Source organism: Cytophagaceae bacterium ABcell3, assembly GCA_030913385.1.
Classification (GTDB): Bacteria; Bacteroidota; Bacteroidia; order Cytophagales; family Cytophagaceae; genus ABcell3.
This window is the reverse complement of the sequence record CP133159.1, coordinates 2,715,831-2,736,243: the sequence shown is the minus strand read 5'-3', so window position 1 is coordinate 2,736,243 and position 20,413 is coordinate 2,715,831. Positions and strand designations below refer to the sequence as shown.

At 38.6% G+C, this 20,413-nt stretch carries 19 protein-coding genes; 15 read left to right on the top strand and 4 right to left on the bottom strand.

Going from position 1 to position 20,413, the window contains the following annotated elements; genetic code table 11:
* Positions 1–147 precede the first annotated feature (147 nt).
* The 3 genes from RCC89_11155 to nirD all read left to right on the top strand — a co-directional run bounded on the left by RCC89_11155 (position 148) and on the right by nirD (position 4,336).
* Complete coding sequence (locus RCC89_11155) at positions 148–1,101, top strand: glycosyltransferase (protein WMJ73717.1); 954 nt, start codon at positions 148–150, stop codon at positions 1,099–1,101.
* 308 nt (positions 1,102–1,409) lie between these two features.
* Positions 1,410–3,935 (top strand): nitrite reductase large subunit NirB, encoded by a 2,526-nt coding sequence (nirB, locus tag RCC89_11150; GenBank protein WMJ73716.1) that lies wholly within the window; start codon positions 1,410–1,412, stop codon positions 3,933–3,935.
* 50 nt (positions 3,936–3,985) lie between these two features.
* On the top strand, positions 3,986–4,336 hold the full coding sequence (gene nirD / locus RCC89_11145) for a nitrite reductase small subunit NirD (GenBank protein ID WMJ73715.1): 351 nt from the start codon (positions 3,986–3,988) through the stop codon (positions 4,334–4,336).
* A 159-nt stretch (positions 4,337–4,495) separates the two neighbouring features.
* On the opposite strand, the gene RCC89_11140 is transcribed toward nirD, so the two are convergent.
* Positions 4,496–5,632, bottom strand: a complete 1,137-nt coding sequence (locus RCC89_11140; GenBank protein WMJ73714.1) for a glycosyltransferase — start codon at positions 5,630–5,632, stop codon at positions 4,496–4,498.
* Positions 5,633–5,849: 217 nt separating this feature from the next.
* Here RCC89_11140 and RCC89_11135 point away from each other — a divergent pair, with 217 nt between their 5' ends.
* Together RCC89_11135 and RCC89_11130 are read left to right on the top strand one after the other, a co-directional pair.
* Positions 5,850–6,257: a response regulator gene (locus tag RCC89_11135; protein WMJ73713.1), complete on the top strand. Its 408-nt coding sequence runs from the start codon at positions 5,850–5,852 to the stop codon at positions 6,255–6,257.
* Positions 6,258–6,275: 18 nt separating this feature from the next.
* Complete coding sequence (locus RCC89_11130) at positions 6,276–6,788, top strand: hypothetical protein (GenBank protein ID WMJ73712.1); 513 nt, start codon at positions 6,276–6,278, stop codon at positions 6,786–6,788.
* Positions 6,789–6,798: 10 nt separating this feature from the next.
* Here RCC89_11130 and RCC89_11125 read toward each other — a convergent pair whose 3' ends face one another.
* Complete coding sequence (locus RCC89_11125; protein ID WMJ73711.1) at positions 6,799–8,199, bottom strand: ATP-binding protein; 1,401 nt, start codon at positions 8,197–8,199, stop codon at positions 6,799–6,801.
* Position 8,200: 1 nt separating this feature from the next.
* Entirely contained in the window at positions 8,201–8,872 is a 672-nt protein-coding gene (locus tag RCC89_11120; GenBank protein ID WMJ73710.1) for a response regulator transcription factor, read from the bottom strand.
* Between the two features lie 194 nt (positions 8,873–9,066).
* On the opposite strand from RCC89_11120, the gene RCC89_11115 reads away from it, so the two are divergent.
* Genes RCC89_11115 through RCC89_11105 form a run of 3 tightly spaced genes read left to right on the top strand, consistent with a single transcriptional unit; the run spans position 9,067 to position 12,065 of the window.
* The gene (locus tag RCC89_11115) at positions 9,067–10,680 is read left to right on the top strand and encodes a DEAD/DEAH box helicase (GenBank protein ID WMJ73709.1); all 1,614 of its coding nucleotides are present in this window, start codon (positions 9,067–9,069) and stop codon (positions 10,678–10,680) included.
* Positions 10,681–11,394 carry a 16S rRNA (uracil(1498)-N(3))-methyltransferase gene (locus RCC89_11110; GenBank protein WMJ73708.1) on the top strand — a complete coding sequence of 238 codons (714 nt, stop codon included), beginning with the start codon at positions 10,681–10,683 and terminating at the stop codon, positions 11,392–11,394.
* Positions 11,395–11,396: 2 nt separating this feature from the next.
* Positions 11,397–12,065, top strand: a complete 669-nt coding sequence (locus RCC89_11105) for a DUF4159 domain-containing protein (GenBank protein ID WMJ73707.1) — start codon at positions 11,397–11,399, stop codon at positions 12,063–12,065.
* Positions 12,066–12,087: 22 nt separating this feature from the next.
* On the opposite strand, the gene RCC89_11100 is transcribed toward RCC89_11105, so the two are convergent.
* Positions 12,088–12,414 carry a hypothetical protein gene (locus RCC89_11100; protein ID WMJ73706.1) on the bottom strand — a complete coding sequence of 109 codons (327 nt, stop codon included), beginning with the start codon at positions 12,412–12,414 and terminating at the stop codon, positions 12,088–12,090.
* A gap of 211 nt (positions 12,415–12,625) precedes the next feature.
* Here RCC89_11100 and RCC89_11095 point away from each other — a divergent pair, with 211 nt between their 5' ends.
* From RCC89_11095 to RCC89_11065, 7 genes are all read left to right on the top strand, one after another.
* A complete protein-coding gene (locus RCC89_11095) occupies positions 12,626–13,354 on the top strand; it encodes an acyl-CoA desaturase (GenBank protein ID WMJ73705.1) in 729 nt (242 codons plus the stop codon).
* Positions 13,355–13,482: 128 nt separating this feature from the next.
* The gene (locus tag RCC89_11090; GenBank protein WMJ73704.1) at positions 13,483–15,183 is read left to right on the top strand and encodes a DUF262 domain-containing HNH endonuclease family protein; all 1,701 of its coding nucleotides are present in this window, start codon (positions 13,483–13,485) and stop codon (positions 15,181–15,183) included.
* Between the two features lie 302 nt (positions 15,184–15,485).
* Positions 15,486–15,947: a hypothetical protein gene (locus tag RCC89_11085; GenBank protein ID WMJ73703.1), complete on the top strand. Its 462-nt coding sequence runs from the start codon at positions 15,486–15,488 to the stop codon at positions 15,945–15,947.
* A 78-nt stretch (positions 15,948–16,025) separates the two neighbouring features.
* On the top strand, positions 16,026–17,327 hold the full coding sequence (locus RCC89_11080) for a TolC family protein (GenBank protein ID WMJ73702.1): 1,302 nt from the start codon (positions 16,026–16,028) through the stop codon (positions 17,325–17,327).
* Between the two features lie 5 nt (positions 17,328–17,332).
* On the top strand, positions 17,333–18,427 hold the full coding sequence (locus RCC89_11075) for an HlyD family efflux transporter periplasmic adaptor subunit (protein ID WMJ73701.1): 1,095 nt from the start codon (positions 17,333–17,335) through the stop codon (positions 18,425–18,427).
* 28 nt (positions 18,428–18,455) lie between these two features.
* On the top strand, positions 18,456–19,718 hold the full coding sequence (locus RCC89_11070) for an ABC transporter permease (GenBank protein WMJ73700.1): 1,263 nt from the start codon (positions 18,456–18,458) through the stop codon (positions 19,716–19,718).
* A gap of 2 nt (positions 19,719–19,720) precedes the next feature.
* Positions 19,721–20,389 (top strand): ABC transporter ATP-binding protein, encoded by a 669-nt coding sequence (locus RCC89_11065; GenBank protein ID WMJ73699.1) that lies wholly within the window; start codon positions 19,721–19,723, stop codon positions 20,387–20,389.
* Positions 20,390–20,413 lie beyond the last annotated feature (24 nt).

Here is a 20,413-nt window from a genome sequence, read left to right as displayed (position 1 = left end):
TTGAGCCGACAAGCATAGCAGGGAAATGGTTAAAACACAAATGTGAGCAAAGCGACTGATTTGATCTATTTTTCCTCTTGATAGAAAGTTCTATTTCATAGTTACAGGTTAAAAATAAAAGCATACTTTACATACCCCAAACAGCTCATGAACATACTATTTTTAACAGACAACAAATTACACCCTTCAGACTACCAGAAGAACCCTTTTATATGGTCACTGGGAAAGCGCCTAAAAGAAAAAGGACATAACATTTCCATATTGGCACCCAAAGGTTCTGTATGTCCTTTTGCAAAAGTACATATATATAATAATCAAAATGACATTAACCAACAAATACCAGAGCGTACAGACTTATTGCACTCTTTAATTTCACTACCCGTCCCTCCCCAAATACCGTGGCTTGAAACTGTACAAACCAATGGACTCAAAGAACAAAAATACCACCTTAACACAGTGTTTTTGTCAGCAAACCATGCCAAAAGACACCAATCTACTACCTATGTTCACCCAAGTCTACACCCTGGCAATTACCCAAAGGTAAAATGGCATACAGACAGAACACACCTATTGTTTATAGGTCAGGCATACAACAAAAAGCAAAATGTAGCAGATTGTAAATTATTAGCTAATGTAGCAGAGCAAACACTTGCCATTGTCGGAAGCTACGGTTACTCATTTAGTAAATACATAAACTACAAAGGTGTTCCGACTGGAGATGCCAAAGCAAAATTACTTAACAAAGGCAAAGCCCTGCTCATGCCATCGCGCTGGCATATACCCTTTGATATGTCTATAATAGAAAGTATGTATTATGGGTGTCCTGTTTTCGGTTCGCCCTACGGGTGCCTTCCAGAAATAATACGCCCAGAAGTAGGCACACTAAGCACCTCAAGGTCTGACTTACTGGAAGCTATTGACAACATTAAAAGGTTTGACAGAAAAAGAGTCCATGAATATGTCTTAGAAATGTTCTCAGCAGAAAAAATGGCCACCGAATACCTAGAGCTGTATGAAAAAGTATTACAAGGACAGTACCTCAACAAGCATACCCCTATTAGCAAAAGACCTCAAAAAAGCCTGCTCCCTTTTTATGATTAACTAAACAAGCCCTCATAAAGCTATCAAGGTCGCTATGAAACAAGACGCCACAACCCTCCAAAGTAGTTACTGACTAACCCCAACCCGCATACCTAACCAATATACGTATACACGCATAACAACTACGTATACGTTAATATACCTACTCATTAAAGCCTAAATCATGCATTTTATATAATCAATCTAATTTAACATGTAAATATTTAAAGAAAATACAGGTTTTTGAGAAATTTTATACGTAATTTTACGTACTTTTAAATTATTTACTTACCTTTACAATACGTACTCACCATAAGTAATCTACGTATATGAAAAAGAACCAGATTATAGTAATAGGCAACGGAATGGCAGGATATAAGTTCTGCGAAAAAATGATAGCAGCCAATGGACTAGAAGAGAATGATATAAAGATATTTGGAGACGAACCACGTCCGGCGTATGACAGAGTCCACCTCTCTGAGTATTTTTCTGGAAAATCTGCAGATGATTTGTTACTGGCCTCTGCCGCTTGGTATGCAGAAAACAATATAGAATTAAGAACCGGTGAGAAAGTAACAGCGATAGACCGGGAAAAGAAAGAAATTACCACAGATAAATCAGTCACATACAGCTACGACAAACTTGTTTTGGCAACAGGATCTTCTTGCTTCTTTCCTCCTGTTAAAGGCATAGACAAAAAAGGTGTCATTGGCTACCGCACCATAGAAGACCTGGAAGATATAAAAGCATATGCGAGCAAATCAAAAACAGGAGCTGTTATAGGTGGCGGGCTTTTGGGGCTAGAAGCTGCAAAAGCATTGAATGATCTGGGACTAGAAACACATGTTATAGAATTCGCTCCACGCCTTATGCCAAGGCAGCTAGACGAAAAAGGTGCGGAAATACTAAAAGATAAAATAGAAGCTTTAGGTATACAGGTACATTTAAACAAAAACACACAAGACATAGCCGGAGATGGCAAAGTAGAAAAGATGGTCTTTGCTGACGGGACAGAACTAGAAGTTGACATGATTGTCGTTTCGGCAGGGATCAAACCAAGAGACGAGCTGGCTGATGTATGCGGACTTTCGAAAGGCCCTAGGGGTGGCATCGTTGTAAACGACCGTTTAGAAACAAATGACCCCGATATTTATGCCATTGGCGAGTCGGCTTTGCACAAGGGCATGATTTATGGACTGGTCGCTCCTGCATATGAAATGGCAGATGTCGTATGCTCGCTAATCACCGGCAAGGAAAAGACCTTCACAAGTTTTGACATGTCCACTAAATTAAAGCTTTTAGGTGTAGATGTTGCCAGCTTTGGAGACGCCATGGGCGATTTAAACCCTGGTAAAAGTAGGGCTATTGTTTATGAGGACAGATCTAAAGGAATTTACAAGAGAATCAATATCACCGAAGATGGTAAGTTTTTGATTGGCGGTATACTAGTGGGCGATGCTCAAGATTATAACATGCTTCTTCAAACAGCTAAAAACCACATGGTACTCCCTCCTGATCCAGAGGATTTGATCTTAGGGGCTCGTGGTGGAGAAGCAAACAACAGTAGCGTACTGGACTTGCCTGACGCCGCTCTTATCTGTTCTTGTGAGAACGTATCGAAAGGGGATATCTGCAATGCCATCACCTACAATGAAATTGCAGACACAGAAGGAATAAAGCAGTGTACCAAGGCTGGTACAGGTTGTGGTGGCTGCATGCCGATGGTCAACGACATATTAACTGCACAGTTGAAGTCATCTGGAAAAGAAGTTAAAAAAGACCTTTGCGAGCATTTTGAATATAGTCGCCAGGAATTGTTTGACATCATTAAAACCAAAAAGGTAAAATCGTACGAAGAGCTGCTTGACAAATACGGGAAAGGCGATGGCTGCGAAATTTGCAAACCAGCAGTTGCATCTTTAATGGCAAGTATCTGGAACGACATGATACTTCAGCAAGCTACGATCCAAGATACCAACGACAGGTTCTTGGCCAATATCCAAAAAGGTGGCTCATACTCAATTGTGCCAAGAGTAGCAGGTGGAGAAATCACACCAGAAAAACTAATTGTTCTAGGAAAAGTGGCCCAGAAATATGACCTGTATTGCAAGATTACAGGTGGCCAAAGAATTGACCTGTTTGGTGCTAAAGTTCATGAACTACCTATTATCTGGGAAGAGCTCATTGCTGCTGGCTTTGAAAGCGGCCATGCTTACGGAAAGTCTTTGAGAACGGTAAAAAGCTGCGTAGGGTCAAGTTGGTGCCGTTACGGACTACACGATTCAGTAACCTTTGCCATAGACATAGAAAATAGATATAAAGGCCTAAGAGCTCCTCACAAACTAAAAAGTGCTGTATCTGGCTGTGTCCGCGAATGCGCCGAAGCCCAATCGAAAGACTTTGGCATTATTGCCACTGACAAAGGGTGGAACTTATATGTTTGCGGAAACGGTGGAGCCAAGCCACAACATGCCAAATTGCTAGCTTCGGACATAGACTCTGAAACATGTATAAAATACATAGATAGGTTCTTAATGTTCTATATCCGCACAGCTGAACCACTAAACAGAACCTCTACTTGGCTAAATAAATTAGACGGCGGCATAGAGTACCTAAAAGATGTTGTAGTAAATGATTCTTTAGGCATTTGTGAAGAGCTTGAAAAAGACATGCAAAGCATAGTAGAAACCTACAAGTGTGAGTGGAAAGATGCCGTTGAAGATACTGAGAAAAGAAAGCGGTTTGCTCACTTTATCAATACAGACGAAGCAGACCCAACTGTAAACTACATCAGAAAACGTGGTCAAAAAATGCCTGTTGACTGGAACAAACCTGAAGAAGTAAATAATATTTAAACCGGATTGGCCAGTAGGCAGAATCCTTCATTAACCAAAATTATATTACCATGTTACTAGCTGAAGAAAAAGTTACCTGGACTAAAGCAGCACCAGTTTCTGAATTTGCAGAAAACTCAGGTGCATGTGTAAAGATTAACGGTGAACAAGTAGCTGTTTTTAACTTTACCCGACGTAATGAATGGTTTGCTACCCAAAACATGTGTCCACACAAGATGCAAATGATCTTATCCAGAGGCATGTTGGGAGACTGTAATGGTGAGCCTAAAGTGGCTTGCCCATTTCACAAAAAGACTTTTTCTCTGAAAACTGGTGAAAACCTGAACGGAGATTGTGGAACTATTAAAACATATCCAGTAAAAATAGAAGATGGCTATGTTTATATAGGGGTCAATGAATAAGTAAAACCGGCTGCCGCTTATCCGACTTTCCCTCATTATCCATAGGATGTAGTGGCAGCCTTATTACTGTTTTTCTGACAAACAACTGTCGCTTTTCCCGGGCTTCCCCTCATTTATTCCCGGGATTTGTGGCAGTTTGTTTTTTTATACCCAAACACATCAGGCCGCATATTGTTCTCGTCTTCCCCCTAACTCATCTTGTATTTCCATGCCAAGTTGACGGCAAATTTTAAAAAGGGTTTTTAGTCTATGCCAACAAGTGTGTTTTTTGTTAATAACCCTCAGGCCATTTCGAGCTGTTTCTGCTGCACGCTCCTTGTCTAGCAGTAGTTCTTGAATTTTACTTTCAATTTCACGAGCATCTGCCACAATGTAATCTAAACCCTGAGCAAACAAACCATCCGTATCCTCCCAAGGAGCTGATACAACAGGAATACCGCAAGCCATCGCTTCAAATATTCCATTAGCAGGTTTACCGGGTACAGATTCCAAATAAGATTTTTTCGGGATATGTACAGCTACAGAATGCCCCGCAAAAACATGTGGAATTTTATACGCTGCAATCCACTCTTTAAATGTGATATTACAGGAATCACACTTCTTGATAAAATCCTCAGGATACCCCACCCCATATAAAGTACTGGATACCTGAAGGCGTTCTGCAGGCTTCAGAAAAAAGTTTTTCAACCCATCAAACCTTTCTCCATTGCCCCAATTACCTACACATACCAAGTCCCCTTCTTTGGACTCACTTTCACGAGGGTAAAAAATCCGGCTATCTACAGCTTCGTGCCACACCCAAGCCTTGTCGGCCCAGCCATTTTTCAAATACATTTCACGCAAATAATTGCACCCGGCCAACACGCCATCATAATTTTGCAAACTAGCAATCACCGAACCTTCTTTTTCGGTCATTACCTTATGGCTTGAGTCGTGAAACAACAGCTTGTAAAAAGGGTTTGCCTTACGGTGTTCGCCTATTTTCCTAATGATTTCAGGATCTGTCCTCACATGGACAATGACCAGGTCGCAATCATCCAAAATCTCTTCTGGCTGAAATTTCTCGGTTTCATAAAAATTACTTATAAGTCGGTTATTATAAAAGCTTTTAAACTCCTTAACCGGAGCGTCGCCATAACAAGCCACTAGGTTCTCAATGCATTCCGATCTGACAGGTTCAAAAACTTTGACATCTTCGCCCCTGTGCAAAAACTCAGAAACCATCCCTCTTAAAAAGCCAGCTCCCGCAAAGTTCCACTCAGAAACCATAGAAGGATAAAACATTCTGATTTTCATATCCAGCCCCCTTTCCTGCTTTTAAAATTTTAGATCAAAAAAATGACTAATGTCAAAATTAAAACCACATATATAGAAAACAGGAGAAAGACTAGGAATGTTTGTTTCTATAACAAATCTAACAAACTAATAAAAGCATTTTTACCGTTTTTTTACAAACATTTTATAAACAATTGAGAATCTGATAAGTTAATTTAGTACATTAAACCAAGCCGATATGTCACAGTTTAAAACGGTATTGCTTATTGATGACGACAACATCAATAACTTTATAAATCAGAGACTGATAAAAAAAGCAGGTTTAGCACAAAAGGTAGAAGTTAGCACCAATGGCGAAGAAGGCCTCAAATTTATCAGAGAGACTTATAAATCAGGAAAAAATTGTCCAGACCTCATACTTTTAGATATAAATATGCCTGTAATGGATGGGTTTGACTTCATTAGGGTTTTTGAAAATATGGATTATATCAATAAAGACAAAACCAAAATTATAGTTCTTACGACATCTTCCAATAAAAAAGACATTCAGACTTTAAAAAAATTGGGGTGTATTAACTATATTAACAAACCTTTAACGGCCGAGAAACTATCAAGCTGTTTAGAAGGAAGTATAAGTTTAATTTAAGGAAACCTGTTATTAAGCATGTTTAAAGCATTTTTATATTTTTTATCTGTACTTTTCATTATAAAAACTTTCATTGGCTGTCAAACATTAGAAGGAGATAGCGAAAACAATTCACAAAGCACTGCATGGTTGTCTGGTACAGAAGAAGAGAAGTTTGTGCAAATTGAAAACCACCTTCGTGGTTTTGATGTTGCCATGGCTGAAACTGGATACAGGTATACGGAACTATACTGGGCGGGTAAAGATTTAAATTGGGAGTATGCAGATTACCAAGCAGGCAAAATTGAGCGTACCATAGAACTGGCCATGGAAAGAAGGCCAAGAAGGGCAAATACGGCGGAAGCTTTCTTAAGTACTTCTTTAGAGGAAGTAAAAGAAGCCATTGCCCAGGAAGACAGTGCTGTATTTGCAGAATCTTTTCAGTCCCTGACCCAAGGATGCAATAATTGTCATAGTATGGAAGGCATGGACTTTGTTAACATAGAAATCCCGAACAAACGTACCACACCAGTCAGGAAGAACAAAAATTAGCGTGTAATATTTAACCTATAACAGGCGGAGCACTGGCAGTCTCTGTATCATAAACAGGTATGGTAATTAAAACTTCCGTACCGTGTCCAAGCTTTGACTTGATATCAATACTTCCTTGGTGAAGTTCTAGTATCTTTTTTGCCAAAGCTAACCCTATGCCATGCCCATCAATGTTTCTTACTTCACTGGATCTAAAAAATGTCACAAAAACCTTTTCTAGGTCTTCAGATGAAATACCAACTCCACTATCCTTGATAGATATGCATAACCTTTGTCCATCCCGTAAGATGTCCAAAATTACTTTCTCTGTATGGCCTGAAAATTTCAAGGCATTTTCCAGAATATTTTTAAAGACTATAACCATTAGTTGTGCATTAGCCTTCACATACAGTGCTCTTTCACCTATATCCTTGGAAAGGTTTAATGTGATTTTTCTTCCGGCATACGCCTTTTCAAGCAATTCAATAGAAAGCTGAATCAATTCATCAATACGTTCTTTTTTAAAAGTAATTTTAGAGACGTCAAAACTGGCTTTGGCATAATTCAGCAAGCTTTCAGTAATAATCGAAAGCTTATCTATTTCTTCCTTCATACTTTCTAGCGCCGCCCGGTACTCTTCAGCACTCCTATTTTTCATGAGGGCAAATTGCAGCTCCCCTGAAATACTGGTTATAGGTGTCCTTAACTCATGCGAAGCATTGGATACAAAAGTTTTTTGCATATCAAATGCCTGTTGTAAACGGTCCAGCATTTGGTTAAAAGAGCTTGCCAGTTCACTGATTTCGTCATTCCCATTCCCTTCATTGACACGCTTGAACATATTGTTGGCATTGATCTCGGACATCTGACAAATGACCCCTTTGATTGGGAGCAAGCCTTGATAAACAAATATTCGACCAGCAATAAAGGTAACAAAAACAGACACAATAAAAGTAACAAGAAGAATAGCCAACAAATGATCTATTTTCTTTAGACCTGACACATCAACAGCAGATGCCACAATAACAAAATCGCCTTGATTGTCCTTGTAAAAAATTCCGGTAAACTGCCTGTCCCCTTCTGCATATTGAATCTTCTTTTTTGAACGAATTGTATTAATGACCTCATCTGGAACAACAAATTGGGGATCTTCCTTAACAAATACAGGCTGATTGTTCAGGTCATATATCTTAATAATTTCTTCAGGCAGGTTTTGGATATACTTTTTCTGATACCTCTCCAAGGCAGCAGCACTTAGTTCATCTGCTTCAAGGAAAATGTTGGCTGTGATATAAGCTCTTTTTTCCAATAAGTCATAAAAGTCATTTTTGATAAACTTTCCCGAAAAAAACAAAACGACAAAACAAAAAACCAACAAAATAAGCGAAAGAATACCAGTAAACTGAAGAGTGAGCCTGTCCTGTATTTTCATATTATTTTACTTTCAGTACATACCCCATGCCTTTCATAGTGTGAATTAGCTTGACAGGGTATTTTTTGTCTATTTTAGAACGCAAAAAATTGATATACACCTCTACAATATTACTGTCATAGTCATAATCCGTACCCCATATAACTTCTATTATCCTAGATTTTGAAAGAACCCTCCCTTTATTTTTCATCAAAAGCTCCAGTAAAGAAAATTCTTTTGCAGTAAGTTCCACTAAATTTCCATCACGACGGGCTTCTCGGGTTGCTGTATTTATTTCGAGACCATTAAACTGATAAACAATATCCTCAACCGGCTGCTTTATGCGCCCCAATGCTCTTATCCGCGCTAAAAATTCCTCAAGGCTAAAAGGTTTGGTAAGATAATCGTTAGCCCCAGAATCCAGCCCAGTAACAATATCTTCTGTAGTATCAAGGGCCGTAAGCATCAGCACAGGAGTCCGCACTTGTTCTTCCCTAATTATCCTGCAAAGGTCAATTCCATTGATTCCAGGCAAGATTAAATCCAGGATCATTACGTCATATTCATTGTTAACAGCCAAACGTTTTCCCATCGTCCCGTCATAGGCCACATCACAATCATAACCATTTTCGAGAAGCACCTTTTTGATCAGGTCTGAAACCTTCTGTTCATCTTCAACTATAAGAATTTTCATGCACTACTTTAACTCATTCAAAAAAAAGCAGGTTCCCGCCCATCAATAAATATGGAAAAATACATATAAAAAAGTACGATTTGGAGAAAACTACATAAAAATTTAAAAAAAACGAACATAAAAAAGTCAAACAGGTAAAATTTGCAGGAAAAGCCCTTACCTTTGCTATGTAAATAAAAATTATAATGGAAGAAATGACATTTCATGAACTTGGGATTTCACAGGAAGTATTGAAAGCCATAGATGATGCAGGGTATACCACTGCAACTCCTATCCAGGCCAAATCAATACCGGCAATTTTGCAAGGAGGTGATATCTTAGGGCAGGCTCAAACAGGAACGGGAAAAACAGCTGCGTTTACTATACCGGCTATAGAAAATATAGATCCTGACATTAAAGGTCTGCAAGTGATGGTAATGTGCCCTACCAGAGAGTTAGCGCTACAGGTTGCGGGCGAGGCACAAAAGTTATCAAAGTACAGAAAAGTAAAAGTGCTTTCTGTTTATGGAGGAGAGTCTATTGACTTTCAAATAAGGTCTCTACAAAGAGGTGCCCAAATGGTAGTAGGAACACCAGGAAGGATCATTGACCACCTAAACAGAAGGACGCTTGACTTAAGCAACCTAAAAATGATCATACTGGATGAGGCTGATGAAATGCTCAACATGGGATTCCGGGAAGACATTGAGACCATTTTAGATCACATGCCTGCCAAACGGCAAACGTTGCTATTTTCAGCAACCATGCCTGATGCTATTATGGCCATTACCCATAAGTACCAGAAAAACCCTTCGCTCATCAAAATCACAAGGGGACAATTAACGGTTTCTACCATAGAGCAGATCTACTTTGATATCAGAAGCTCAGTAAAAATGGAAATCATGACCCGGCTGATTGAGCTTTACGACTTCAAGCTTATGCTGGTATTTTGTAATCAAAAAACCAAAGTAGACGAAGTAACCGAAGAGCTAAAGTCCAAAGGGTTCAGTGCTGAAGGTCTACATGGAGATATGCGACAAGGCCAACGAACTATTACCATGAATATGTTTCGCAAAGGCGACATTAACATATTGGTCGCTACAGATGTAGCAGCCAGAGGTATAGACGTAGAAGGTGTAGATGCTGTGTTTAACTTTGACCTACCGCAAGATGTCGAGTATTATGTTCACAGAATCGGACGTACTGGCCGTGCGGGCAAAACTGGTAAAGCATTTAGCTTCATTACAGGACGTAAAGAAGCAGACCGCTTAAGAAGTATTGAAAGACATACTAAAGTAAAACTACAGAAAGGCACTATTCCTGGCCGTGAAGAACTGGAAGCAGTACGCCATAAGAAAGTAATCACTTTGGTAGGTAAACAAAAATCTTCCGGTGAACTTGACTCATACTATAAACTAATAGAAAAATTCACCGCCGAAGGGTTTTCTCTAGAAGATCTTGCGGCCGCATTTCTCCTCAAACATTTTCCTCCAGAAAGCGAAACTGAAGAAATCACCCAATTTAGCAGCGACAAAGGCGGAAGCAGAAGTAAAGAAAAAAGAGGGAAAAATGGAAGAAGAAGATCCGGAAATGTTGGAATGACCAGACTGTTTTTAAATGTAGGTACCAAAGACAGGGTCAGGCCTGGAGATATCGTAGGCGCACTGGCAGGTGAAACTAAAATAGCAGGAAGAGATATCGGTGTTATTGAAATATTTGATAAATTTTCTTTTGTTGAAGTTCCCAAAAAAGATGCAGATGGTGTCTTAAGAGGAATGGGCGGTGCCAAAATAAAAGGAAAAACTGTAAATATTGAAGTAGCCAAATAAATGCAAATCTTCTACCTTCCGGATTTCTCTGAAGGAAACAATATATTATCTGAAGAAGAATCCAGACACTGTATAAATGTACTCAGGCATAAAAAAGATGACCTGATCCACGTAACAGATGGTAAAGGAAACTTATTTTCTGCATTAATAACTACTGCACACAGTAAAAAATGTGCTATAAGCATAAAAGAATCCCTACCGGTCAACAACCGGAGGGATTTTTCTATTGAAATTGCCTTAGCCCCCGTAAAAAGTGCAGACAGAAATGAATGGTTTGTAGAAAAGTGCGTAGAGCTGGGAGTTGACAAAATCCATTTCATCCATTGCGAAAACTCCGAAAGAAGGCACTTGAACCCCGCTCGGATGGAAAGGATTGCAATAAGTGCCATGAAGCAATCGTTAAACTTTAACCTGCCCAAAATTTCCGAGCTACAGAAGTTTAATAACTTCTTAGCATCTTTAAACGATATGGACATTCAGAAGTTTATAGCTTGGGTAGATAAAGAACAAAGGAACAAGCATTTGTTCAATGTAGCAGAAAAAAAAGGAAAATACCTAGTACTGATCGGCCCAGAAGGCGATTTTTCTGAAAAAGAAATAAATCTAGCTATTGAGTGCGGCTTTACTCCTATAAGTTTGGGAAACAGCCGACTCAGAACCGAAACAGCAGGCATTGCTACATGTCATATACTTAATCTTGTAAATGATATTTAAACATGAAGAAAAGCATTTTTCTTTTAATTTTTTCACTACAATTGGTTTTAACGGGGGGCGCCTGTGCACAAAACCACGCTTTCAAAATTGCAAAACTAAAATATGGCGGCGGCGGCGACTGGTATGCCAATAAAACCTCCTTGCCTAACCTTATAGAATTTTGCAACAAAAACCTTAACACCAATATTGCGCCTGAAGAGGATGTTGTTGAAGTAGGAAGCCCAGACCTCTTTACGTATCCATTTGTTCACATGACAGGTCACGGAAATGTTGTTTTTACAGAAGAGGATGCAAGAAACCTGCGAAACTACCTAACAAGTGGAGGTTTTCTACATATAGATGACAACTATGGGATGGATCAATTTATAAGATTGGAACTAAAAAAGGTTTTTCCTGAACATGAGTTAGTGGAACTGCCGTTTGACCATCCAATTTATCATCAAAAATACCCATTCCCCAAAGGACTCCCTAAAGTTCATGAGCATGACAACAAACCGCCTCAGGGTTTTGGCATTATACACGAAGGCCGTTTGGTACTTTTCTATTCTTACGAAACAGACCTAGGGAACGGCTGGGAAGACCAGTCTGTACACAATGATCCGGAAGAGATCAGGCAAAAAGCGCTGCAAATGGGAGCAAACTTAGTATCTTTTGCCCTTACTTCTTTCTAACAGGTCCCTGCACTGCTTAATACTAGCTAAAGAAATGATAAATATAAATAGCTGACAAAGCACTGGTAACAGTAATAAAAGAAATTAACGCAGCTCTCACTACCCTTTGCTTATAAGTAAGCCCAACATGCGGAAAAAGCCCAAATACGAAACCTGTCAATAATGCTATACACCCATAGAGCAAAGCTCCGGCAAAAAACGTGTACAAATAGAGCTTAACCAAGTCACTCATGAGCGAAAGCTTCTTACCTTCTATAGATACAGCCAAAGAAGTATTGACCAAAAGCGATACAAAAGAAAAAACAACTAATTTACTCCAATTATTTACTCCTAATGATAATGTTTTCATTGCAGCATTTTTTAAAAATGACTAGTACGCAAAATTAGATAAAAAGTATGTTTAAAATGGTTTAAAAAGTAATACTTTTTATAAAGTATAGATAAATTTTATTAATTTTGAACCGATTATATATAAAAGAAGTTCCATACTTTATCCTCTACAAAACAATTACCGGAAATACCGGTTTTAGTGAAGGATCAAATTTTAAATCAGATAAAAAGTGGCAGTTTTAATTTTCTTTGTGGCTCATTGGTATTTAAGCCTATTTAGCCAAACATTTTTCCTTCACCGATATGGTGCTCATAAGATGTTTCACATGTCCCCATTTTGGGAGAAGTTTTTTTATGTAGTTCTATATGTAACCCAAGGGTCGTCATATCTAAACCCAAGAGCTTATGCCATCCTCCACAGGATGCATCATGCCTATAGTGATACGGAAAAAGACCCGCACTCCCCACACTTCTATCAGAATCCATTTTCAATGATGTGGGTAACCAAGAGTATTTATAACGATTACCTAAAGAGAAGGAAGTCCGCAGAAGACAGATTCTCTAAAGATGTTCCTGAGTGGAGGCTAATTGACAGAATGGGTGACACTTGGACTTCCAGAATAGTATTTGGAACTCTCTATGTATTGTTCTATGTAGCTTTTGCTACCCAATGGTGGATGTACTTATTGCTACCTGTACACTTTTTGATGGGGCCTGTGCATGGTGCTATTGTAAACTGGTGTGGTCATAAGTACGGATATTCAAATTTTGACAACAATGACAAGTCAAAAAACTCACTCATCTTTGATTTTCTGATGGGTGGCGAATTGTTTCAAAACAACCACCACAAATACGGTGACAGGCCAAACTTTGCCATGAAGTGGTTTGAACTAGACCCGACTTATCCGGTCATAAAAATCTTGAACTTGTTTAGAATTATCAGGCTCAACAAAAGTTGACCAATAAACAGATACAAATCAAAAAGCGACAATTTATAGTTGTCGCTTTTTTTATGCTATCAAATAGCTTTCGGTTTAAAATGAAGAAAGCATTTATACAATTCCCCAAAAGACTGTAAATTTACGCTATGAACTTAGACACTTCAAATAGAACCTATAGGCAATTGATGGGAAACGGGTTAATTTACTCAGTTCCTCGTTTCCAAAGAGATTATAGCTGGACCCCTTCAGAATGGGATGACCTGTGGAGGGACATTGAGCTATTATTTGAAGAAGATGGAGAGCAAGAACACTATATGGGCTATTTAGTCCTGCAGTCTAAAGACAGTAAAAACTTTGATGTCATTGATGGTCAGCAAAGGCTAACCACATTAAGCATGCTGGTTTTAGCGATATTAGGAAACATCCAAAAGCTAATAGACAATGATAATGAAAAGGATAAAAATCAGCAAAGATTAATTCAGTTAAGGAATTCATTTATCGGGTATTTAGACCCAGTCACCCTTATCCCCAAAAGCAAGCTCAATTTAAACCGAAACAACGATAATTTGTACCAGCGGTATTTAGTACCGCTAGAGCCCACTCCTAAAAGAAACCTTAAAGCCACTGAGCATTTGATGAGAAAGGCATATGACTGGTTTTTTGATGCTATTCGAGAAAGGTTCAAAACTAACAACAAGGGAGAAGTGTATGCTCAATTCATCGATTCGCTTTCCGACAAACTTTTTTTTACTGTTATTACGGTAAATGATGAATTAAACGCATATAAAGTTTTTGAGACTTTAAATGCAAGAGGCGTCAAACTGTCTTCTACAGATTTATTAAAAAATTACCTTTTTTCAGTTGTACACAACCAAGGAACAGATGAACACGAAATGAGTGAACTGGACAACAGATGGGAAAGACTAGTAGGGCTAATAGGTAGTGGAAGCTTACCTGATTTTCTTCGTGCATATTGGAACAGCCAAAACCGTTTTGTAAGGCATTCAGAACTGTTTAAGAGAGTAAGAGAAAAAATCACTACAAAAGGTAAAGTATTCGCTTTGGTTAGAGACATTGAGAAAAATGCAGATGTTTATGCCGCACTGCCTAACCCAGAAGACAGTTTATGGAATCCAGAACAAGGAGGTTATATCAAAAATCTCAAAATGTTTAATGTAAGGCAACTCTACCCGTTATTGCTTGCAGCCTTTCAAAAATTAGATAACCAAGGTTTTACAAAGCTCCTCAAAGCTTGTTGTGTGATTTCTTTCCGCTACAACGTTATCGGAAACCTTGCAACAAATGAACAAGAAAGGGTCTACAACAAAGTAGCAGTAAGTATTTCAGAAGGAAAAATTTCTAGTATTCAAGAGATGTTGGAGGCGTTAAAACCTCTTTATGTATCTGATGATAAATTTAAAAATGACTTTTCTGACAAAGAACTACGAACAACACAAACCAGAAATAAACGAATCGTCAGATATATACTCTTTGAAATAGAAAAATACACTTCAGGTAATTCCTATGACTTTGAAAGTGACTCTTACAATATTGAACACATAATGCCTGAAGCTTTAGGAGACGAATGGACGCATATTGATGAAAAAGATCATGAGCAGTTTATCTACCGCTTAGGGAACATGACGATATTAAATAAATCAGAAAACAGGTCAATTGGTAATGCTTCTTTTAAAAATAAAATGAGGAGCTACGAAACCAGTGAGTTTCAAATTACCAACAGAATAGCCAGAGAGAACAGCGACTGGAACCCTTCCCGAATAAAGGTTCATCAAAAATGGCTAGCCAGGCAGGCTTCCGCTATCTGGAGGATATCACAGCTTGATTAAACCTTAATTACGCGACAGGTTTTATCATGAGGATCAAAGTAACAGTAAATTAGCTCTTTGGCTCGCAAAACATAGAAGTACTAGGGTTAAGACACAAATGTGAGCGAAGCGACTGATTTCAGAAAGTTCTATTGCATATTTCAGGTTAAAACTATAGCAACATGTTACGTTATCATGCCTATCACAAAAAAATCAGATATACATGATAACTTACCCACCTTGTGTGACGTTTTAGAGAAAACTTTTAGTTCTTTTGTTGTAGAACTAAAAAAACTAATTACCTTTACCAAACAATAATTAATGTGGAGCAGCATAGAGAGAAAATAGAGCATTATGGAGTAATAATGGAAGGGATGGGATTAAGTCCTGTGGCAGCTAGGGTATTTGTATACCTACTGCTATCTCCAAACCAATTAGTAACTTTTGATGACTTGGTAAATTACTTCAATGTAAGCAAAAGTGCAATTTCTAATGCCATCAAATGGTTAACAACATCTCAAATGATAGAGGCTAAAACCATTGGAGGACAAAGAAAACGCTACTTTTCTGCAGATTTCAAGGTATTTTACAACGAGCAGCAAATGTCACAAAAATTTTCATTAATGCATACGCTACTCGATGATGTACGCGCAACAAGAGGACTTGACGATGAGTTTGGTAAAGAACTTGACAACATCTCTACCTTATATAAAATGCTGATGGTAGAAATACCAATTATCATTGAAAGATGGAAACGAATGACAGACTTCGATAAAGAAAAATAAGTTTTTTTACCCTTTTAGTTCTTATTGTAAAGAACTAAAAGAATAATCATAAACCAAGATGATTTAAATCATAATATAATGACCAAAGCCATATACCTACTCACAGGATTAATCTTCCTGATTTATTTACCAGCAAGGGCAGATAAATGGACATTGGAAAAATGTCTTGAATATGCGGAAAAACATAACAAAGACTTAATTGCAAAAGCCAATAGTGTAACCATTTCAGACAAGGAAAGAAAGGCCGCAATAGCAAATTTGCTCCCAGAAATAGAAGGTAGAGCAGGCACTGACTATTACTGGCAAATTCCGGTACAAGTCTTACCAGGTGAACTTGTAGGACAACCGGGAACCTTTGTACCTGTTCGAATGGGAACACCTTGGATGGGAAATATTGGAGTAGAGGCAAGCTTGGGGCTGTTAAATGCAGCCAGTTGGCAAAACATACGGCTAGCAAGGTTACAGCAACAAGTAACGAAACAAGAATACAGTTCTTTAATAAAAGCTCTAAAGAAAAATGTACAGATGTCTTTTTACAATGTACAGCACCAAAGAAAATCTGTTGAGACAGCTAAGGCTATACACCAAAACTATGAGGAAATACATCGTTTAATCCGTTCACAATTTGAACGCGGACACACAGACCAAATTGCCTTAAACCAATCATCTACTATTTTGAAAGATAGGGAAAATGAGCTAGAGCAGGCAGAACACACATACCAAGCGGCATTGCTTGATCTTAAGTTCTGGATGGGCTTTCCGCTGGATGAAGCGCTTGAAATAGCAGAAACCGAAAGACCTAGATTATACAATCAGGACACATATGATCCCAGTCTGCTACCAGATTTTGAGATGAGGCAGTTCAATGTCGCATTGATGAGGCAAAGGTACCGTTCTACCCTATCGCACTTAGTACCTTCTATAAGTATAAATAGCAGCTATAGGCGATTAGGTTTCGGAGAATCTGCTGATTTCATTACACAAAGCCAGTGGTTTACCTCGGCATTTATTGGTGTACAGCTACGAGTACCAATTTTTTCCCTCAACAATATGGTTTACCAAACTTCTATCCATAAAAACAGGTGGGAACAAGCGCAAGATGAATTTGATGCTTATCAAGAGCAACAAAAAAAGAGGTTCTTACAAGAAGAAATTAAGCTACAACAAGCTCAGGGAAACATAAAGAGGCAGAAAGAAAAACTGGAGCTGGCTCAACAAAATGAACATCTTTCTATACTAAAAATTGAAAGGGGCATTATTGACATGATCCAGCTTAGACAAATACAGCAAGATTTAACAATGGCAAGCGAGCAACTCAACCAGGCTGAGCTACAGTATTTACAACACTATGTAGAAATAAGTTATTTACAAAACCAATAATACCCATGTATAAATATATAATTATACTAGCAGTAATCCTTCTATACTCCTGCGGCAGTAAAACACAAACCTACGTGGTAGGTGAAGAAGCATTGAACGAAGCGGTATATGCTTCTGGAGAAGTTATGCCCGCAGAGTATTACTTCTTAAGAACAAGCTCTGCCGACCGTATCTTAAGGTCTTTGGTCAAGGAAGGTGACACGATAAAGCAAGGAGATGTCATTTCAGTGATAGGTACTTCTAGCGAAAACAAGCAATTGGACATCCTTACCAGACAAGTGATCCTGGCACAGCAAAATGTGAGTGAGAATTCGGCTCAGCTAAACGAACTCCAAGGGAGAATAAGGCTAGCCAGGCAGAAATACAAACAAGACTCCCTTTCTGCTGAAAGATACAAAGAGTTAGCTGAAGAACGGGCTGTCTCTCAAAGGGAATACGAACAGGCCAAATTACAAGCAGAAGGAAGCCGTACAGAGTATAAAAACCTCCAACTCCAATATAAAACTCAGAAAATCCAGTTGGAAGACAGGCTTTTGAATGCCGAACAACAATTGGCCGTGCTCAAACAGTCTAGGGAAGGAAAAGTTCTCACAACCCCCATAAACGGCATTGTTTATAGATTATATTTGGAGGAAGGGGAACTCGTACAGCCACATGAGCCGGTCGCGATGGTAGGTTTACAAAATCAATACAAGCTGGAGCTGTTGGTTGATGAAAGAGATATCAACAGAATAAGAGTAGGTCAAAAGGTATATTTCGAAACAGATGCGTATGCAAATCAACATTTTGAAGCCAAGATAAAAAAGATCATTTCAGTACTACAGAGAGAAACAAGAAGTTTTGCTGTAGAGGCAGAGGTGCTTTCGAAAGAACTTTTTTATCCAAAGTCATCGGTGGAAGCGAATATCCTAATCAGGGAAAACGCAAAAGTATTAGTTATCCCGAACGAATACCTATTCCCAGGGGATTCAGTGGCAGTGAAGCATACAGATGGCACTATTACCAAGCAAAAGGTTTCTACCGGTATTACAGCAAAAAGAATGACAGAAATAACACAAGGCTTGAACAAAGGTGAGGTAATTGTAAAACCTGAACAGTGAGTTTCGTAAACACTAAAACTTAAGAAACGTGAAGTTTATAAAAGATTTCAGGCTTGCGGCATCTATTGCTTTTACCCATATGCAGGCCAAGCTCAAGCAAACAATTATTGCTACCATAGGTGTTACCTTCGGCATTACCGTTTTTATATTTATGGTAAGCTTTATTACCGGAACAAATCAGTATATGGAGGACATTGCTTTTGAGCAATCTCCACACCTCCGCTTATATAATGAAACTGAAATAGCGGACAAGAGTATCCTTGATCATATAAACCCCAACGCACTGAACATTGTGCACCACATGAAGCCCAAAGATATCATGCTAAACCTCAAAGATGGTAAACAAATAGCACAAGATATCAAGGGAGATGCCCAGGTGGAAGTAGTATCTGCATCGGTAAACTCCCAAGTGTTTTATAGATTTGGATCCAGTTCGATCAATGGCATGGTCAATGGGATAGAATTTGAAAAAGAAGATGCCATGTTCAACCTATCTGAAAAACTCGTAGATGGCAGTTTCAGAGAGTTATCGACCCGACCTAACAGTATGGTCATGGGGGTAGGTTTGGCAGAAAGGTTAAACGTAAAAACAGGTGACCGCATAAGGGTTACAACAGAAAAAGGCAACAACTTTTTGGTCACCGTAGTTGGAACCTTTAAAACCGGTTTAACAGAAGTTGATCGAAGGCAAAGTTATGCCAACATCAATACTGTTCAACGTTTCTTAAATGTACCAGCCTCATATGTTACCGATATAAAAGTAAAGCTTTATGATCGTGAACTAGCCCCTTCTATTTCAAAAGAGTTACAAAAAACATATGGATTTCAAGGTTCTGATTGGAGGCAAGACAATGCAGCCTTGCTGGATGGACAGGGGCTGAGAAACATGATTACTTATGGAACCGCCATCACGATTTTATTAGTAGCAGGTTTTGGCATATACAACATTCTCACCATGATGATTTATGAGAAAATGAAAGACATAGCCATACTTAAGGCCATGGGTTTTTCCGATTCTGACATACGCTGGGTATTCATGACTCAAGCATTGGTAATAGGTGCCGCAGGAGCCATTGTCGGGCTACTGTTTGGCTTTTTGGCTGCATATGGGCTTTCTCAGGTTCCATTCGAAAGCGATGTAATGGTCACCATAGATCATATGCCCGTAAATTTTGATATTATTTTCTACATTACTGGATTTACATTTGGTATAGTAACTACCACACTTTCAGGGTTCATACCTTCCCGAAAAGCAGCCAATGTAGATCCAATAAGCATATTAAGAGGATAAGTATGAACCTACTTGAAGCACAAAAAGTAAATAAGTATTTCTATGAACCTACAAAGTTCCACGTCCTTAAGGACCTAACTTTTGGAATAGAAAAAGGCAAGTTTGTATCTATAACAGGAAAATCTGGAAGTGGAAAATCTACACTTATGTATTTGTTATCTACTATGGATACAGACTTTGAAGGAAGTATTAAAATTAATGGTGAAGAGATAAAAGGCAAAAGCAACAACTGGCTAGCAAACTTCAGAAACTCAAACATAGGGTTTGTTTTTCAGTTCCACTACCTCTTACCGGAGTTTACAGCTTTGCAAAATGTTATGTTACCAGCATTAAAGTTGAACGCATATTCTAAAACAGAAGTCGAAAGCCGCGCCTTTGATTTACTGAAACTACTTGGTGTGGAGGATCAGGCAAAAAAAAGGGCATCGCTCCTATCTGGTGGCCAACAACAAAGAGTAGCCATTGCCAGGGCATTGATCAATGACCCGCTGATTGTTATGGGTGATGAACCAACAGGAAACCTAGACACTTATAATGCTGGCATTGTGCTTGACCTTTTTAGAAAACTATCTTCTGAAAAAGGACAAACTATGCTCATGGTTACCCATGATGATGAGTTTGCAGAGCAATCGGATCAAATTATACACCTAACCGATGGACAATTGCTATAAGTCTTATATCAAAATAATAAAATA

Bases quoted from the DNA above. Each gene is read 5' to 3' on its own strand.
- RCC89_11155 (WMJ73717.1), top strand. From the start codon at position 148: ATGAACATACTATTTTTAACAGACAACAAATTACACCCTTCAGACTAC.
- RCC89_11120 (WMJ73710.1), bottom strand. From the start codon at position 8,872: ATGAAAATTCTTATAGTTGAAGATGAACAGAAGGTTTCAGACCTGATC.
- RCC89_11100 (WMJ73706.1), bottom strand. From the start codon at position 12,414: ATGAAAACATTATCATTAGGAGTAAATAATTGGAGTAAATTAGTTGTT.
- RCC89_11075 (WMJ73701.1), top strand. From the start codon at position 17,333: ATGTATAAATATATAATTATACTAGCAGTAATCCTTCTATACTCCTGC.
- RCC89_11080 (WMJ73702.1), top strand. From the start codon at position 16,026: ATGACCAAAGCCATATACCTACTCACAGGATTAATCTTCCTGATTTAT.
- RCC89_11065 (WMJ73699.1), top strand. From the start codon at position 19,721: ATGAACCTACTTGAAGCACAAAAAGTAAATAAGTATTTCTATGAACCT.
- nirD (WMJ73715.1), top strand. From the start codon at position 3,986: ATGTTACTAGCTGAAGAAAAAGTTACCTGGACTAAAGCAGCACCAGTT.
- nirB (WMJ73716.1), top strand. From the start codon at position 1,410: ATGAAAAAGAACCAGATTATAGTAATAGGCAACGGAATGGCAGGATAT.
- RCC89_11105 (WMJ73707.1), top strand. From the start codon at position 11,397: ATGAAGAAAAGCATTTTTCTTTTAATTTTTTCACTACAATTGGTTTTA.
- RCC89_11110 (WMJ73708.1), top strand. From the start codon at position 10,681: ATGCAAATCTTCTACCTTCCGGATTTCTCTGAAGGAAACAATATATTA.
- RCC89_11130 (WMJ73712.1), top strand. From the start codon at position 6,276: ATGTTTAAAGCATTTTTATATTTTTTATCTGTACTTTTCATTATAAAA.
- RCC89_11140 (WMJ73714.1), bottom strand. From the start codon at position 5,632: ATGAAAATCAGAATGTTTTATCCTTCTATGGTTTCTGAGTGGAACTTT.
- RCC89_11115 (WMJ73709.1), top strand. From the start codon at position 9,067: ATGACATTTCATGAACTTGGGATTTCACAGGAAGTATTGAAAGCCATA.
- RCC89_11090 (WMJ73704.1), top strand. From the start codon at position 13,483: ATGAACTTAGACACTTCAAATAGAACCTATAGGCAATTGATGGGAAAC.
- RCC89_11135 (WMJ73713.1), top strand. From the start codon at position 5,850: ATGTCACAGTTTAAAACGGTATTGCTTATTGATGACGACAACATCAAT.
- RCC89_11125 (WMJ73711.1), bottom strand. From the start codon at position 8,199: ATGAAAATACAGGACAGGCTCACTCTTCAGTTTACTGGTATTCTTTCG.